At 73.2% G+C, this 16,498-nt stretch carries 14 protein-coding genes; 9 read left to right on the forward strand and 5 right to left on the reverse strand.

Features of this window, described 5'->3' with window-relative positions:
* Nucleotides 1-31 precede the first annotated feature (31 nt).
* Nucleotides 32-811, reverse strand: a complete 780-nt coding sequence (locus tag EDF24_RS09600; protein WP_123702439.1) for a nucleoside triphosphate pyrophosphatase — start codon at nt 809-811, stop codon at nt 32-34.
* Nucleotides 812-825: 14 nt separating this feature from the next.
* Here EDF24_RS09600 and EDF24_RS09605 point away from each other — a divergent pair, with 14 nt between their 5' ends.
* From EDF24_RS09605 to EDF24_RS09620, 4 genes are all read left to right on the forward strand, one after another.
* Entirely contained in the window at nt 826-2,085 is a 1,260-nt protein-coding gene (locus EDF24_RS09605) for a class I SAM-dependent RNA methyltransferase (protein WP_123702441.1), read from the forward strand.
* Between the two features lie 105 nt (nt 2,086-2,190).
* Nucleotides 2,191-2,907 (forward strand): response regulator transcription factor, encoded by a 717-nt coding sequence (locus tag EDF24_RS09610; protein WP_123656123.1) that lies wholly within the window; start codon nt 2,191-2,193, stop codon nt 2,905-2,907.
* Nucleotides 2,908-2,920: 13 nt separating this feature from the next.
* Nucleotides 2,921-4,204, forward strand: coding sequence for a sensor histidine kinase (locus EDF24_RS09615; protein ID WP_123702443.1), 1,284 nt, complete (start codon nt 2,921-2,923; stop codon nt 4,202-4,204).
* A complete protein-coding gene (locus EDF24_RS09620; RefSeq protein WP_260233401.1) occupies nt 4,201-5,256 on the forward strand; it encodes a hypothetical protein in 1,056 nt (351 codons plus the stop codon). The genes EDF24_RS09615 and EDF24_RS09620 overlap by 4 nt, the downstream gene beginning before the upstream one ends.
* A 765-nt stretch (nt 5,257-6,021) precedes the next feature.
* Here the strand turns inward: EDF24_RS09620 and EDF24_RS09625 are convergent.
* Together EDF24_RS09625 and EDF24_RS09630 are read right to left on the reverse strand one after the other, a co-directional pair.
* Nucleotides 6,022-6,279 (reverse strand): acyl-CoA carboxylase subunit epsilon, encoded by a 258-nt coding sequence (locus EDF24_RS09625; protein WP_243698413.1) that lies wholly within the window; start codon nt 6,277-6,279, stop codon nt 6,022-6,024.
* A complete protein-coding gene (locus EDF24_RS09630; protein ID WP_123656125.1) occupies nt 6,276-7,871 on the reverse strand; it encodes an acyl-CoA carboxylase subunit beta in 1,596 nt (531 codons plus the stop codon). The genes EDF24_RS09625 and EDF24_RS09630 overlap by 4 nt, the downstream gene beginning before the upstream one ends.
* 74 nt (nt 7,872-7,945) lie before the next feature.
* Between EDF24_RS09630 and EDF24_RS09635 the strand changes: the two genes are divergently transcribed.
* The 3 genes from EDF24_RS09635 to EDF24_RS09645 are packed head-to-tail and all read left to right on the forward strand — an operon-like array spanning nt 7,946 to nt 10,729.
* On the forward strand, nt 7,946-8,800 hold the full coding sequence (locus EDF24_RS09635) for a biotin--[acetyl-CoA-carboxylase] ligase (RefSeq protein WP_123702445.1): 855 nt from the start codon (nt 7,946-7,948) through the stop codon (nt 8,798-8,800).
* A 4-nt stretch (nt 8,801-8,804) separates the two neighbouring features.
* Nucleotides 8,805-9,353, forward strand: coding sequence for a PH domain-containing protein (locus tag EDF24_RS09640; RefSeq protein ID WP_165931557.1), 549 nt, complete (start codon nt 8,805-8,807; stop codon nt 9,351-9,353).
* Nucleotides 9,354-9,400: 47 nt separating this feature from the next.
* A complete protein-coding gene (locus tag EDF24_RS09645; protein WP_123702447.1) occupies nt 9,401-10,729 on the forward strand; it encodes a UDP-glucose/GDP-mannose dehydrogenase family protein in 1,329 nt (442 codons plus the stop codon).
* Nucleotides 10,730-10,868: 139 nt separating this feature from the next.
* Here EDF24_RS09645 and EDF24_RS09650 read toward each other — a convergent pair whose 3' ends face one another.
* Nucleotides 10,869-12,395: a DUF2142 domain-containing protein gene (locus EDF24_RS09650; protein WP_123702449.1), complete on the reverse strand. Its 1,527-nt coding sequence runs from the start codon at nt 12,393-12,395 to the stop codon at nt 10,869-10,871.
* A complete protein-coding gene (locus tag EDF24_RS09655) occupies nt 12,392-12,958 on the reverse strand; it encodes a GtrA family protein (RefSeq protein WP_123702451.1) in 567 nt (188 codons plus the stop codon). The genes EDF24_RS09650 and EDF24_RS09655 overlap by 4 nt, the downstream gene beginning before the upstream one ends.
* Nucleotides 12,959-13,061: 103 nt before the next feature.
* Between EDF24_RS09655 and EDF24_RS09660 the strand changes: the two genes are divergently transcribed.
* Nucleotides 13,062-14,225, forward strand: coding sequence for a 5-(carboxyamino)imidazole ribonucleotide synthase (locus EDF24_RS09660; RefSeq protein ID WP_311316794.1), 1,164 nt, complete (start codon nt 13,062-13,064; stop codon nt 14,223-14,225).
* Between the two features lie 177 nt (nt 14,226-14,402).
* Nucleotides 14,403-16,478 carry a glycoside hydrolase family 6 protein gene (locus tag EDF24_RS09665; RefSeq protein ID WP_123702453.1) on the forward strand — a complete coding sequence of 692 codons (2,076 nt, stop codon included), beginning with the start codon at nt 14,403-14,405 and terminating at the stop codon, nt 16,476-16,478.
* Nucleotides 16,479-16,498 lie beyond the last annotated feature (20 nt).

Here is a 16,498-nt window from a genome sequence, read left to right on the forward strand (position 1 = left end):
ACAAGAAAGCCGGGCAAATGCAGGTGGATGTCTACAGCGCCCAGAGGTCGTGCCAGGAGACGCCGAAGCCGCGCAGCAGCATGGACCGCAGCACGGGCAGCGACAGCCCGACGACGGCGGACGGTGCACCGTCGATGCGGGTGATGTACGCCGCGGCGCGCCCGTCGATGGTGAACGCGCCGGCGACCTCGAGCGGCTCGCCGGTCGCCACGTACGCGTCGATCTCGTCCGCGGACACGTCGTCGGCGAAGGTGAGCACCGCGCTGTCGACCGCGACCACGCGGTCGCCGTCGACGGCCAGGGCGGATCCGCCGGGCGCGACGTCCCCCAGGAGCGGCACGGTGGCCACGGGGCCGACAACGTGCCGGACGGGAGGCTCGGTGCTGGCCGGATCCGAGCCTCCAGGCCGGTGTGTGGTCGGGTCCAGGTCCCGGCGCCGGTCGAGCACACAGTGGCCGCTCCAGAGCGTGCCGCCGCCGGCGGCCAGCATCTGCCGCCACCGGTCCCGCGCGACGGCCGGGTCGTGCGGCTTGCCGTACAGGTGCCCGTCGACCTCGAACGCGGAGTCCCCGCCGAACACGAAGCCGTCGACCGGTGACCCGGCGACGGAGGCGTCCGCGACGGCGGATGCCTTCGCGACCGCCAGCAGCGAGACGAGCTCCGGACCGGTGAGGTCACGGCCGAGCTCCGCCGCGGCGGCCGCCCCGACGGCGTCTTCGTCGACCCCCGGTGACACGAGCACGGGCTCGATCCCGGACTGGGCGAGGAGGGCCCGGCGGGCGGGGGAGGTACTCGCGAGGTACAGACGCATGGGAACATCGAACCATGGGTGAATCGGTCGGAACGCTGCTCGAGCTCGACGTCACCGGGATCGCCCACGGCGGGATCTCGGTGGCACGACACGACGGGCGGGTGGTGTTCGTCTCGGACGCGATCCCGGGGGAGCGTGTCGTCGCGCGGGTGACGGAGGACCGGAAGAAGTCGTTCTGGCGCGCCGACACGGTCAGCGTCATCACGCCGAGCGAGCACCGCGTCGACCACGTCTGGCCGGAAGCCGGTCTCGACCGCGACCCGGCGGAGCGCCCCGGCGGCGCCGAATTCGGCCACATCGCACTCGCCCACCAGCGCACCCTGAAGCACGACGTGCTCGTGGACTCGTTCGCACGCTTCGGGCACATCGACCTCGCGGAGGTGCTCGGGCACGACGTCGTCGTCGAGGCGGCACCCGGCGACGACGAGGCGAACGGCCTCGGCTGGCGCACCCGCGTCCGCCTGCACGTCGCCGAGGACGGCACCCCCGGACCGTTCGCGGCCCGCTCCCACGACGTCGTCCCGGTGACCGCGCTCCCGCTCGCGACCGCCGCCGTGCAGGCGAGCGCCCCGCTCGGACGCGGCTCGATGCCCGGCGCGTCCGTCGTCGACGTCGTCGCGCCGTCGGACTCCGAGGGCGCGCGCCTCGTCATCGACACGCAGACCCCCACGATCGTGACCGAGACCGTCGGCGAACGGACGTTCCAGGTGGACGACAACGGCTTCTGGCAGGTGCACCACCGTGCCGCCGAGGTGCTGACCGGAGCCGTGCAGGACCTCGTCGACCGCGACCGTCTCGACGCCGACGGCACGCACCTGGACCTCTACGGCGGTGTCGGGCTGCTCGCGGCGGCGCTCGGCGACCTGGTCGGCCCGAAGGCCCGCATCACGAGCGTGGAGAGCTCCGGGCGCGCCACCGAGCACGCGCAGGAGAACCTCGCCGAGTGGATCGGTGCCCGCGCCGAGACCGGACGGGTCGACCGCTGGCTCGCCCGCACCGTGTCCGCCGCGACCGCCGCCGAGAAGCAGCGGTACCGCGCGGGCACGATCGTGCTCGACCCGCCGCGCGCCGGTGCCGGGCGAGAGGTCGTGGTGCAGATCGCCGCACTCCAGCCGGCGCAGGTCGTGTACGTCGCCTGCGACCCCGTCGCCCTTGCCCGGGACGTCGCCACGTTCGCCGATCTCGGCTACCGGCTCGAGGCGCTGCGGGCCTTCGACCTCTTCCCGCACACCCACCACGTGGAGGCCGTCGCGCGCCTGGTGCCGATCGCGTAGCGGCCTCTTGTGCGGCGGGGACGGAACCTGGGTCCGACCTGGGTATCCTTGCCTCTGACGGCAGTCCGGTTTCAGGGGCCGGGCGCGTCGGAACGAGAGGTCACCGTGCCAGCAGACACGACCACAACACCAGGGACGACCGGACTCACCACGAGGCCGGTTCGCGTCGCGATCGTCGACGACCACGAGTCCGTCCGGCTCGGCATCCAGGCCGCATGCCAGAACGAGGGCTTCGAGGTCGTGCTGACCGCGGCGAGCGTGCCGGAGTACATCGCGAACCTCGACGGGCGGGAAGTCGACGTCGTCGTCCTCGACCTGTCCCTCGGAGACGGCTCGACCGTGACCGAGAACGTCAAGGGCGTGCAGGGGACCGGCTCGGCCGTGCTCGTGCACAGCATCGCCGACCGCGTCGCGAACGTGCGAGAGGCACTGGCGGCGGGGGCCGCCGGCGTCATCCCGAAGTCCTCCGCGACGAAGACCGTGATGGCCGCCGTCGCGACCGTCGCGCGCGGTGACGTGCTCAACAACCTCGAGTGGGCGAGCGCGATCGACGCCGACCGGGACTTCGCGAAGGCCCAGCTCGGGCGCCGTGAGCGCGAGATCCTGCACCTCTACGCATCGGGACTCCCGCTGAAGCTCGCCGCACAGCAGCTCGGCATCGGCTACTCGACGGCGCGCGAGTACCTCGACCGCATCCGCGTGAAGTACGTCGAGGTCGGGCGTCCCGCACCGACCAAGGTCGACCTGCTCCGTCGCGCTGTGGAGGACGGCATCCTGCCGGGCCTCGACTCCGGGATCGACCCGGACGGCGACGGGCGCTGACGCGGTCACGACCATGACGACCGAGGTCTCGCCGTTCGGTGCCGACCCCGCGCGGAGCGTCCGGGCGACGATCACGCAGGGGTCCACCGAGCGCGCCTTCGCGATCCTGCTCGCCGTCGCGGCGATCGGGTTCGGCGCGGCCTTCGCGCCGTCGGTGGTCGCGCAGCTGCCGTACCTCGACCCGGTGTGGGGACCCGTCTCCGCACTCGCCGTCGGGGCGTCCTTCCTGCTCGTCGGCGTCTCCGCCTTCGTGCAGCGGCTCGCGCAGCCGGCGCAGATCATCTGCGCCGTCCTGTTCCTCGTCGTGCTGGTCACGTGGCCGTCCACGGTGCGCGACGCGCTGCCGTCGACGCAGCTGCCGTGGCCGTGGTGGCTGTGCAACGTCGGCACGATCGCCGCCGCCATGGGGTTCGCCACGTGGCGGGCGACCGTGTACAACGCGCTCGTGCCGGCGGTCTACATCGTGATCCGTCTGACGCCGGCCGGCGGCGAGGTCGGCATCACCCGCGCGCTCCTCGACGGCGTGTACACGGCGATCCTCGGCGGTGCGGCGCTCGTGCTCATCGTCGTGCTCCGACGTGCTGCGGCCGCCGTCGACACCGCGCAGGCGACGGCGGTGCGGCGGTACTCCCGGGCGATCCGTGAGCACGCGACCGAGGTCGAGCGGGTGCAGGTCGACGCCATCGTGCACGACAGCGTCCTCACGACGCTGCTCTCCGCCGCGCGTGCCGAGACCGTGGAGGCGAAGACGCTCTCCGCCCGGATGGCCCGGAACGCGATCGACCACCTCGCCGCTGCGGCGTCCGACGGCCCGGGCGAGGTCCCTCCCGTCCCTCTCGTCGAACTGCGGCAGCGCATCACCTCGGCGGTGTCGGCGCTCGCCGCCCCGGTGACGGTCCGCAGTGGGGCGCTCGGCTCCCGTCGGTTGCCGGCGGCAGTCGCGGACGCGATGGCCTCCGCCGCGCTGCAGGCCGCGGTGAACAGCGTGCAGCACGCCGGAGCGGACGTCGCCCGGTGGGTGACCGTCGAGCAGGACCGCAGCGGTGTCGTCCGCGTCGAGATCGGGGACGACGGCGCCGGCTTCGACGTCGCGGCCATCCCTGCGGAGCGGCTCGGCGTCCGCCGCTCCATCATCGAGCGGGTCGCGACGGCGGGCGGCCTCGCGGAGATCACCACCGCGCCCGGAGCCGGTACCCGGATCACGCTGACCTGGCCGGCACCGGAAGCGTCCGCGCCCTTGTCAGGGGCGGCGTCGACGTCGTCCGGTTCGTCGGGTGCGCCGGGGGTGTCCGCGTGAAGGTCTCCATCCCGGCCGGCATCGCCACCGGCCTGGCGGCGCTGTTCTCGGTCTACCACCTCGTCCTCGCCGCGACGACGCTGACGCGGGTGTCCGACGCCGGGCCGGTCGTCGCGTGCATGGCGCTCTACGCCGCCGCGACGGGCGTCGTGCTGTTCGTCAAGGGCCGTGCGCTGCCGGTGTGGGCCGCTTGCTTCTCACTGGCCACGGCCGTCGTCATGCCCGTCGTCGCCGCACCCGTCGTGGAGCTCGGCGACGCACCCGGGTACGCCACGTGGTGGATCGCCGCGGTCGGCACGCTGATGGTCATCCTCGTCGTCCGGGGGCGTGGGCCGTTCGCCTGGGTCGGCGTGGGCTTCCTCGCGCTGCACACCGTCGCCTGGGCCGGCGTCGGCGCGCTCGGCTCCCTCGGCGTGCTGGGCAGCATCTCCTGGGTCCTCGTCGCGACGGCGTTCGCCGCGGCCATGAACCGCGCCACCCGGATCACCCGGGACTTCGTCCGCGCCGAACAGGAGACCGCCGACTGGCAGGCCGCGCAGGACGCCCACGTGTTCGAGCGCCAGTTCCGCCTCAGCCAGACCACCCGGATGGCGCTGCCGATGCTGCAGCGGATCATCGACTCCTGCGGCGACCTCAGCGAGGCCGAGCGGACCGAGTGCCTGCACCTCGAACAGGCCATCCGTGACGAGATCCGCGGACGCTCCCTGCTCTCCGACGACGTCCGCGACGAGGTGATGCGCCTGCGCCGTCGCGGGGCCGTCGTCCAGCTGCACGATGACGGCGGGCTCGACGAGCTCGAGGTCGACGACATCCGTCGCATCCACGGGCGCCTGGCGGACGCGCTCCGGCAGGCGCACGACGCCGACAACGTCATCGTGCGCACGGTCCCCGAGGGCTCGGGCGCCGCGGTCACGGTCGTCGGGCTGCGGCTCGACGGCGAGGCGAGCGAGTCGGCAGCGCTCGGCGCCGGACTCCACGACGACGAGGACGACGGCGACGAGGACGACTCCGTGGCGCTCTGGCTCGAGATCCCGCGGCACGAGCCCGCGTAGGCCGCGCCGGGCGCGCCCGGGTGCCCGTCTGCCGTGCTGCCGTGTGCTTGCGTGCGCATGTTCCGACACGGCAGCGGTCGATCGACTGGCGCGATGTCGATGCATGCGGACGCAGCTGATCCGTCCGCATGTTCCGACACCGCAGAAGTCGATCGACTGGCGCCGTGTCGATCGTTGCGTGCGCAAGGAGCGACAACGCGGCTGTCGTACGACAGCGAGTTCGTCGGTGTCGGGCGTGCGCAACTGTTGCGGACGCGCGGGAGCGACAGGACCGCTGTCGTACGACAGCGACGGTGTCGTTCCGCGTCGGCAGCACCACGGGGCGGGCGGGGCAGCGGCAGCACCACGCGGCGGCGGCAGCGGCAGCACCACGCGGCGGCAGCGGCGCGAGCGCCCGGAAACGGGGAACGGGCCGGTCAGGAAACCCGACCGGCCCGTTCACGACCCGAGGCAGAGCGACAACCCGAATATCGCCCTGGCTCGCAGCGGACAGTGACGTCGTACCCTAGTCGGTCACCGTCCGGCGATGTCTTTCGTTGAAGGACACCGAACACCAGTAACTATGCCGACTACCAAGCCTCGTGTCAGTCGTCATTATGGGGGACAATTCCGACCTTTTCGGTCCCCATCCAGAAACTGTGCCCCCCGTGTGAGGGGAGACCGACCAGGAAGTGCACCCTGCAACGGCGATGCGGTCCACCAGTTCAGGGGTACATCGGGGGACGGATCCCACCAGGGGGGAGCGCGCGCCGGGACGCAAGCGGCTCAGCGCAGCGAACGCGACCAGGCGCCGGGCCCGTGCGGCAGCGGCTTCCGCAGCCCACGAGCGGAGGTCTCCCACCCGACGCGCGGCGAGACCTCGACCTGGGCACGCCCGGCAGCCGCGGCCTCGTCGGCCTGCCGCTGCAGCACGGCGACGACCGCCGCGAGTTCCTCCGGGGTGGGGTCGCCGGAGACGACCTGCACGTCGGCGACCGGGGTGGGCGCCCCCGCGGGGACCGCTGCGGCGTGACGGCCGCTCACAGCGGGATGTTCCCGTGCTTCTTCGGCGGCAGCGTCGCCCGCTTGCCGCGCAGTGCCCGCAGCGCCTTGATCACCGAGACACGGGTGGCGTGCGGCTGGATGATCCCGTCGAGCTCCCCGCGCTCCGCGGCGAGGTACGGCGAGGCGACGTTGTACGTGTACTCGTTGGCGAGCCGGGAGCGGACGGCAGCGACGTCCTCGCCGGCCTCTTCGGCGCGCTTGATCTCCGAGCGGTACAGGATGTTCACGGCGCCCTGGCCGCCCATCACGGCGATCTCCGCGGTCGGCCACGCCAGGTTGATGTCCGCGCCGAGCTGCTTCGAGCCCATCACGATGTACGCGCCGCCGTAGGCCTTGCGCGTGATGACGGTGACGAGCGGCACGGTGGCCTCGGCGTAGGCGTAGAGGAGCTTCGCGCCGCGGCGGATGACCCCGGTCCACTCCTGGTCGGTGCCGGGAAGGTAGCCGGGGACGTCGACGAGCGTCAGGATCGGGATCCCGAAGGCGTCGCAGAACCGCACGAAGCGCGCGGCCTTCTCGCCGGCGTCGATGTTCAGCGTGCCGGCCATGGCCTGCGGCTGGTTCGCGATGATCCCGACGGTGCGGCCCTCGACCCGGCCGAACCCGATGAGGATGTTCGGCGCGAAGAGCGGCTGCACCTCGAGGAAGTCGCCGTCGTCGACGATGTGCTCGATGATCTGGGTGACGTCGTACGGCTGGTTCGTGGAGTCCGGGATGACGACGTCGAGCTCGCGGTCGGCGTCGGTGGTCTCGAGCTCGGGTGCGACGTCGTAGGCCGGGGCGTCGGAGAGGTTGTTGTCCGGCAGGAACCCGATCAGCGAGCGGGCGTAGTCGAGCGCGTCGTTCTCGTCGTCAGCGAGGTAGTGCGCGACACCGGAGACCGCGTTGTGGGTCTGCGCGCCGCCGAGCTCTTCGAAGCCGACGTCTTCGCCGGTGACGGTCTTGATGACGTCGGGGCCGGTGACGAACATGTGGCTGGTCTTGTCGACCATGATCACGAAGTCCGTCAGGGCGGGGGAGTACACCGCACCGCCGGCTGCCGGGCCCATCACGATGGAGATCTGCGGGATGACCCCGGACGCCTGCGTGTTGAGGCGGAAGATCTCGCCGTACTTGCCGAGCGCGACCACGCCTTCCTGGATGCGGGCGCCGCCGGAGTCGAGGATCCCGATGATCGGCACGCCGGTCTTCAGCGCGTGCTCCATCACCTTGACGATCTTCTCGCCGGCGACTTCGCCGAGGGAGCCGCCGAAGACGGTGAAGTCCTGGGCGTAGACCGCGACCTGCCGGCCGTGGATCGTGCCGAGCCCGGTGACGACCGCGTCACCGTAGGGCCGCTTCGACTCCATGCCGAAGGCGTGCGTGCGGTGCCGGACGAACTCGTCGAGCTCGACGAAGGAGTTCTCGTCGAGGAGCAGCTCGATGCGCTCGCGCGCGGTCATCTTGCCCTTGGCATGCTGCTTCGCGATCGCGGTTTCGCCCGCGGCGGTCACGGCTTCGTGGTACCGGACGCGGAGGTCGGCGAGCCGGCCGGCCGTCGTGGAGAGATCGGGGGTGTCGCCTGAAGTCACCCGCTCACCCTACCGGGGCGGCTGTGCCCGCCGGTTGGAGGACCCCCACGGTTCCTGCCCGTACATTTGCGTGCATGTCCACACCCGCGTTCCCGGCCTCGCGCGCCGCAGTCGAGTCCACCGGCGCCGTGTTCGACCTCCGGCCGACCACCGGATCGACGAACGCGGACCTGCTGGACGCGGCCCCGACCCTGTCGGACGGCAGCGTGGTCGTGACGCTCGACCAGACCGCGGGGCGCGGCCGCCTCGACCGCACGTGGACGGCGCCGGCCGGGCAGACCCTCGCGGCGAGCCTGCTGGTCCGTGCGCCGCTCGACGACCGGGACCGCGGCTGGCTGCCGCTCGTGGCGGGCGCCGCGATGCGGGACGCGGTGCGCGCGGCACTCGAGCCGGTGCCGGACGACGTGCCCGACCAGGCACCGGACGACGTGCCCGACGCTGCGGACACGAGCCGAGCCTCCAGGACGACCGTGAAGTGGCCCAACGACGTCCTGGTCGACGGCCGGAAGATCTGCGGCATCCTCTGCCAGGTCGCCGCCGACGGCTCCGTCGTCGTCGGCGCCGGCGTCAACCTGACCATTCCCGAAGCCGATCTGCCGACCCCCACGTCGACCTCCCTGCTCGCGTCCGGCGCGACCGGCGACGCGGGCACGCTGGCAGACGCGGTCCTGTCCGCCTTCTGGACGGGCGTCCGGGAGGCGGTGGTCGCCCTCGCCGGCGGCGGCGCGGCTGCCGAGGCGGTCCGGTCGCACGTCCGCGCCGGCTGCGGCACGATCGGCGCGCGGGTGCGCCTGGAGCTGCCGGACGGTTCCGTGGTCGAGGCCGACGCCACCGGCATCGACGACGAGGGCCGCATCACGATCCGGGATCAGGACGGCTCGACCAGGGGCGTCGCCGTGGGGGACGTCACCCACCTGCGGTATGCATGACGCCATGACCGCCGAGCCCCCGCCCGAACGCGTCGTCGCACGCCTGCGGCCGCACGCGCGGAGCCTGGTGCGCCCGGCGGTGTTCGTCGTGGTCGTCGCGGTCGCCGGCGGGTTCGGGTTCGGCGTGTTCCGGGCGCAGCTCGCGTGGATCAACGTGGCGATCGCGCTGCTCGTGCTCGTCCTCGTCCTGTTCGGCGGACTGGTGCCCCTGGTCCGCTGGCTGACGCAGCGCTACGTCGTGACCACGAGACGGCTCGTCGTGGTGCGCGGCCTCGGCACCCGGACGCGGCAGGAGCTCCTGCACTCGCGGGGCTACGACGTCACCGTGCGCCGCCGGGGCCTGCAGGGGCTGTTCCGCTCCGGCGACGTGCTCGTGTTCCCCGGTGACGACCCCGCCGTGGTGCTCGCGGACGTCCCGCACGCCGACCTCGTCGTCGCGGTGCTGCACGACATGGTCGAGGCGTACGAGGCCCGACGGCGCCATCGGGAGCCGGACTGGGACGAGATCGTCGGCGGCCCGGACCGGCCGTCGTGGGGGCCCGTCGGCGGCTAGCGCCGGGCGCGCAGGCAACGGCGCCGAGAACCCGGTACCGTCTTCCCGTGCGTATCTCTGTCATCGGCTGCGGGTACCTCGGTGCCGTGCACGCCGCATCCATGGCCAAACTCGGACACGAGGTCGTCGCGGTCGACGTCGACCCGGTGAAGATCGAACGACTCGCAGCCGGGGACGCCCCGTTCTTCGAGCCCGGTCTCCCGGAGATCCTGGCCGAGGCGATCGGTTCCGGCCGCATCCGCTTCACCACCGACATGGCCGAGGTCGCCGGGGCACGCGTGCACTTCCTCGCCGTCGGCACCCCGCAGGGCCCGACCGGTGCCGCCGACCTGAAGTACGTCGACGCCGCAGTCGCCGCGCTCACCGAGCACGTGTCCGCCGGGGAGTTCATCGTCGGCAAGTCGACCGTCCCCGTGGGGACCGCCGCGCGGCTCGCCGGTGAGGTCGCCGAGCGCGTACCCGGTGCGACGCTGGTCTGGAACCCGGAGTTCCTCCGTGAGGGCTTCGCCGTCCAGGACACGATCTCCCCGGACCGCCTGGTCTACGGCGTGCCGGCCGGCGCCGAGGGCGAAGCGGCCGTCGCCGTCCTCGACGAGGTCTACGCCACCACGCTCGCCGAGGGCACCCCGCGCCTGGTCGTCGACCTGGCGACCGCAGAGCTCGTCAAGGTCAGCGCGAACGCGTTCCTCGCGACCAAGATCTCGTTCATCAACGCGATGGCGGAGATCGCCGAGGTCGTCGGCGCCGATGTCACGGCGCTCGCCGACGCGATCGGCCACGACGCCCGCATCGGCCGGAAGTTCCTGAACGCCGGTCTCGGCTTCGGCGGCGGCTGCCTGCCGAAGGACATCCGCGCGTTCCAGGCCCGCGCGTCCGAGCTGGGCGTGGGGGAGTCGCTCGAGTTCCTCGCGGACGTCGACGCGATCAACCTGCGCCGCCGCGCGCACGTCGTGACCCTCGCCCAGGAGCTCCTCGGCGGCGACGTCGCGGGCGACGGCGGCGACGTCGCGGGCAAGCGCGTCGCCGTCCTCGGCCTGGCGTTCAAGCCGAACTCGGACGACGTCCGCGACTCCCCGGCGCTCGACATCGCCGCGCGCCTGCTGGAGCTCGGCGCGACGGTCGCCGCGTACGACCCGGAGGCGAACGGCACCGCCGCCCGCATCCACCCGGAGATCGCCTACGTCGACTCCGCGGCCGCGGCCCTGCAGGACGCCGACCTGGTCCTCGTGCTCACCGAGTGGACCGAGTTCCGGGAGCTCGACCCGGCCGCCGTTGCGGCGCTCGTGGCGAGCCCCGTCGTGGTCGACGGCCGGAACTGCCTGGACCGCGAGGCCTGGACCGCCGCTGGCTTCACGTACCGTGGGATGGGTCGCTGACCCGCTCGCGGCGCGGGATGGGTCGCTGACCCGCTCGCGGCGCGGGATGGGTCGCTGACCCGGAGGGGGTCCTGACAGCAACCGACGGGAGGCCCGGTGCCGGTCCACGGGACCGGCACCGGGCCTCCCGTCGGTCAGGTCACGGACGGAAGGCGCGCTGGGTGGAGACCCCGCGTCGGGCGACGGCCGTGACCGTCAGCACCAGGCCGGCCGCGACGAGGACCGCGAGGACCACGACGGCGGCGAACGGCACGGTGCCGGACGCCTCGAACCGGGCGATGCCGGCCGCGGTGACCGGGAAGCGGGCCGCGTTCCAGAACCAGCTCGCGACGACGGACAGGCCGTAGAGCCCGACCACCGGTGCGGCGGCGGCGATGCCGACGGCCAGCGCGCGGCGGCCGCCGGTGGACCGGGGGATGCGGCGCCACGCGACCGCGCTGATCGCGATGAGCGCGACGATCCCGGGGAAGTAGTAGCGGCCCTGCGTCGCGGCGACCTCGGTCGTCGTCAGGTACGACTCGACGCTGTTCTGCATCTGCAGCGCGACGAGGAGCGCCGGGAACACGGCGAGGCAGACGACGGCGGTCCGCTCGGGGCCGCGGCGGAACGCCCAGACGACCACGACCGCCAGGGTCACCACGGTCAGGACGGCGGTCAGCAGGTCGCCGATGCTGACCTGCGCGCGCATGCCGGGGCTGCCCCAGAACGTCCTCGCGACGGTGCCCCACGCGACGTCGAGGAAGTGCCCGACGGTGGGGTGCTCACCGGGCGGGAATGCCCGCGGCGGCCGCATCGAGGAGTACCCGTCGGTCTGGAGCACGTGGTACACGAGCAGGTTCCGGAGCCACCACCAGCCGCCGAGCGCGCCGCCGATCGCCAGGGCCCCGAGCGCCCGCAGGGCCCGGACACCGAGCGACAGCGTGCCGGCGCCGGCGACGAGGACGACGAGGGCGACGAACGGGATCGCCGGCAGCCCGGTCGCCTTGAGCGAGACGAGCAGCCCGAGCGCCACGCCGAGCGCCACGAGCGTGCGCCGGCGGAGGTCGCCGGTGAGGAGCCGGGTCGCGAGCCACACGACGACCCCGCCGAACAGCATCACCGGCGCGTCGTTGGTGACGGACGCGCCGATCGAGGCGAGCTGCGGCGTGGCGAAGAGCGCGAGGCCGCCCACCAGCGCCGCCCGCGGTGAGCGGGTGAGGCGCCGCACGGTCGCCCACGCGAGCAGGGCGAGGGGCGCCACGAGCACGGCGTCGAACAGGCGCAGCGCGAGGAGGGCGTGGTCCCAGCGGAGGGACCCGAAGTGCACGATGCGGAGGACCGCGGCGTCGAGGACGTAGGCCGTCGGCGGGTGCTGGGTCATCTGGTCGACGGTCGCCGAGTCGCCGGGGTTCGCCGCGAGCAGCTCGCTCATCGTCGACCAGGTCGAGGACGGTCCCGCCGCCTGTTCGGCCTGCGCCGCGACCAGGGCGTTCGAGACGTGCAGCGTGCCGGGAGCCGGCCAACCACCGCCGGTGGCGACGTGCACCGCCGCGCCGAAGTGCGCGGTCTCGTCGGGGGCCTGGAACGGCGGGACGACGACCGCCCAGAGCACCAGCCAGAGCCCGAAGGCGGCGGTGAGCACGGCGATCGCGACGCGCTCCCGGCGCGCGACGGGCGGTACCGTCATCGCTCGGTGGTGGCCGTCGCGGGCGCTGCGCTCGTCGGGGTGGTGCTGGTGGTGCCGGTGGTGCTGGTGGTGCTGGTGGTGCCGGTGGTGCCGGTGGTGCTCGTCGTCCCGGTCGTCTCGTCCGCGGGCTGCCGCTCGGTCCGGTCGGGGTGGTAGACCCACACCTTGTAGAGCCAGAACCGGAACGCGGTACCGAGCACCAGGCCGATCACGTTGCCGGAGATGTTGTCCGCGAGCGCCGACGTGAAGCCGAACACGTAGTGCGAGAGCCCGAGGCAGCCGAGCGAGATCACCATGCCGCCGAGGGAGACGACGACGAACTCGATGCCCTCACGGGTGGCGACCGAGCGGCGCTGGTCACGGAAGGTCCAGTAGCGGTTGCCCATCCAGTTCACGAAGATCGCCACGATCGTGGAGATCACCTTCGCGATGAACGGCCCCGCGTGCACGTCGTCCGGGGAGAGCACGGTGGCACGCAGCAGGTTGAACAGCCCGGTGTCGACGACGAAGCCGATCGCCCCGACGACGCCGAAGCGTGCCAGCTGCGCAATGAGTCGCCGCACGAGGTCTCCAGGATCCGTAGAGTTGTGGCTGGCCGGTGTCCCGGCACTTCCCCGGTCGAACACCGGACGAAGAGGATTGTAGACAACTCGCGCTCGTCGGACGATGAGAGCGACGGAAGGAACACTCAGCATGGCGTTGCGGGTCGGGGTCATCGGCGGAGGACAGCTGGCGCGGATGATGGTCCCCGCAGCCGTCGAACTGGGCATCGACATCCGGGTGCTCGCGGAGGGGCCGGGCATGTCCGCGGCGATCGCGGCCACCGCCGAGGGCGACTACCACGACGCCGAGACGGTCCTGGCGTTCGCGCGGGACGTCGACGTCGTCACCTTCGACCACGAGCACGTGCCGCAGGACGTCCTCCGCGCACTCGTCGACGCCGGTGTCGCCGTCCGACCCGGTCCCGCGCCGCTCGGCGTCGCGCAGGACAAGATCGAGATGCGCACCCGCCTCACCGAGCTCGGCATCCCGGTGCCCGACTGGGCCGCGGTGCAGGACCCGGACGAGCTCCGCGCGTTCATCGCCGACCACGGCGGCCGCGCCGTCGTGAAGACCGCCCGCGGCGGCTACGACGGCAAGGGCGTCCGCGTGGTGTCCGACCCGGCCGAGGTCGAGGACTGGTTCACCGCCGTCGCCGAAGCGGGCGGCGACCAGGCGCTCCTCGTCGAGGAACTCGTCCCGTTCACCCGGGAACTCGCGCAGTCCGTGGCCCGCCGTCCCTCCGGCGAGATCGTCGCCTGGCCGCTCGTCGAGACGGTGCAGCGCGACGGCGTCTGCGCCGAGGTGATCGCCCCGGCACCGGACAGCGCCGGTCGCCTGGCCGACCTCGCCGAGTCGATCGCGGTCCGCGTCGCCGAGGAGCTCGGCGTCACCGGCGTCCTCGCGGTGGAGCTGTTCCAGACCGACGACGAGCGGATCCTCGTCAACGAGCTCGCGATGCGCCCGCACAACACCGGGCACTGGTCGATCGACGGTGCGACGACCAGCCAGTTCGAGCAGCACCTCCGTGCCGTGCTCGACCTGCCGCTCGGGGCGACCGGGATGCACGCCCCCGTGGCGGTCATGATCAACGTGCTCGGGGGACCCGCCGACGGCGACCTCGCCGCGCGGTACCCGGCGGCGCTCGAGGCGTTCCCGGAGGCGAAGTACCACTTCTACGGCAAGGCGCCCCGACCCGGGCGGAAGATCGGGCACGTGACGGTGGTCGGGGACGACGTCGAGGACGTCGTGTACCGGGCGCGGTCGGCTGCGTCGCACTTCGACGACTAGTCCGCGGGTCGGGGACACCCCGATCGGCGGACGACTGGTCCGCCGATCGGGGGACACCCCCTCGGGTGGCACCCGCACTGGGCGGTGGTCGCCGTCGACGACGCGTGTTGCCATGGATGGGCCGAGGCGCCTGCAGGGGGTGCCGTCCCACGGCGTCGTCCCCAGGGGGTCCAGCGCATGCGCCGTCGTCCGTTCCGTGCTGCCGTCGCACTCGCGACGACCCTCGTGGTCGCCGGTGGCGTGATCGTCGCGGAGTCTGCGGCGGCCCCGCCGGCGACGGCTGCGACGGCCGCGACGGCCGCGACGGCTTCGGCAGCTGCCGCGACGGCTGCGGCTGCTGCCGCGACGACGACGGCTGCTGCCGCGACGACCGCTGCCGCGACGACCGCTGCCGCGATGCGCCAGGCGTCCGCCGCGTCCCTCTACGGCGCCGGCCAGTACCGCTCGCCCACGAGCGAGGCCGCGAAGGCCGCCACCGCTCTCGCCACCACCGACCCCGCCGGCGCCCGGGCGGCGTCGACCATCGCCCAGTACCCCGTCGCGACCTGGCTCGGGGAGTGGGCACAGGGGACGACGCTCACGAAGACCATCGACACCGCGGTCGCCGGCGCCGCGCAGACCGGCACCACGGCCGTCTTCGTCACCTACGCGATCCCGTCCCGGGACTGCGGCGGGTACTCGGCCGGCGGCTTCGTCGAGACGACCTACGACGCATGGGTGGACCAGGTCGTCGCCCGGGTCGCCGGCAAGCGCGCCGCCGTGATCGTCGAGCCGGACTCGCTCGCGATGCTCAGCAACGCCGCGTGCAGCACCACGCTCGACCAGCAGCGCTACCGGATCCTCGCCCGTGAGGTCGCCGCGTTCACCGCCGCCGGGGTCCCCGCGTACCTCGACGCCGGCAACTCGAACTGGGTCCCGGCTGCCACCATGGCCGCGCGGCTGAACAGCGCCGGCGTGCAGAACGCCCGCGGCTTCTTCACGAACGTCGCGAACTACTACCCGACGGCGCAGGAGCAGGCGTACGCGCAGAAGGTCTCGGCGGCCACCGGGAACTCGCACTACGTCATCGACACGTCCCGCAACGGCCAGGGCTGGCGCGGCACCTGGTGCAACGGACCCGGCGCCGGCCTCGGCACCTCGCCCCGGGTCGCCACCGACGGCACGGCGCTCGACGCCCTGCTCTGGGTGAAGACCCCCGGCGCGAGCGACGGCACCTGCAACGGCGCCCCGGCCGCGGGGAAGTGGTACTCGGCCTTCGCCCAGGCCCTAGTCGCCAACGCGGTCCTCGGCGTCCCCGCGGCCGCGCTCGCACCGCAGGGCGCGTTCGAGTCGCTCACCGGGACCGTGGCCGCGCTGCGGATCCGCGGGTGGGCGTTCGACGAGGACGACCCGACGCATCCGGTCACCGTCCGGGCGACCGTCGACGGTGTGGCCGTGGGAGCGGTCGCCGCGGCCGCCAGCCGGCCCGACGTCGACACGGCGTACGGCGTCGGCGCGCCGCACGGCTTCGACGTCACCGTGCCCGCGACCGAGGGCACCAGGAAGGTCTGCGTCACCGCCGTCGACGTCGGCACCGGCCCGGACACCGCGCTCGGGTGCCGGACGGCGACGGTGTACCGGCACGACCCGTACGGGCAGCTCGACTCGGTGTCGGTCCGGGCCGGCGGCATCGGCGTCGTCGGCTGGGCCTTCGACGCCGACCAGCCGTCGGCGTCGACGAGCGTGGCGATCACCGTCGACGGCCGGACCGCCCGGACCCTGACGGCGAACGGTCGGCGCGCCGACGTCGACGGCGTCTGGCACACCGGCACCGCGCACGGCTACACCGGCACCGTCCCCGGGGGAGCCGGGAAGCACACCGTCTGCGCCGTGGCGAAGAACGTCGGCTCCGGTACCGACCGGAAGTCCACCTGCCGCTCCGTCACCGTGCCGGCAGCAGCGCCGGCCGCGCACCGCGACAGCGTCCGGTCCTCGGCGCACCGGCGGGTGACCGTCCGCGGGTGGGCCTTCGACCGGGACGCGACCGGGTCGGCCGTCACGGTCCGGGTGAGCGTGGACGGGAAGGCCGCGGGCTCGTTCGCCGCCTCGGGGACACGCACGGACGTGGACGCCGCGTACGCGGTGGGGACGCGGCACGGACTCGCCGCGGTGCTGGTGGCACCGAGCGGCCGGCGCACGGTGTGCATGACGGCGGTAGGGATCGGCAAGGGCGGGAACACGTCGCTCGGGTGCGCGACCCTGACGGTGCGCTGACGCCGCCGGTGGTCCTCCTC

It is taken from the genome of Curtobacterium sp. PhB130 (assembly GCF_003755165.1).
Taxonomy (GTDB): Bacteria; Actinomycetota; Actinomycetes; order Actinomycetales; family Microbacteriaceae; genus Curtobacterium.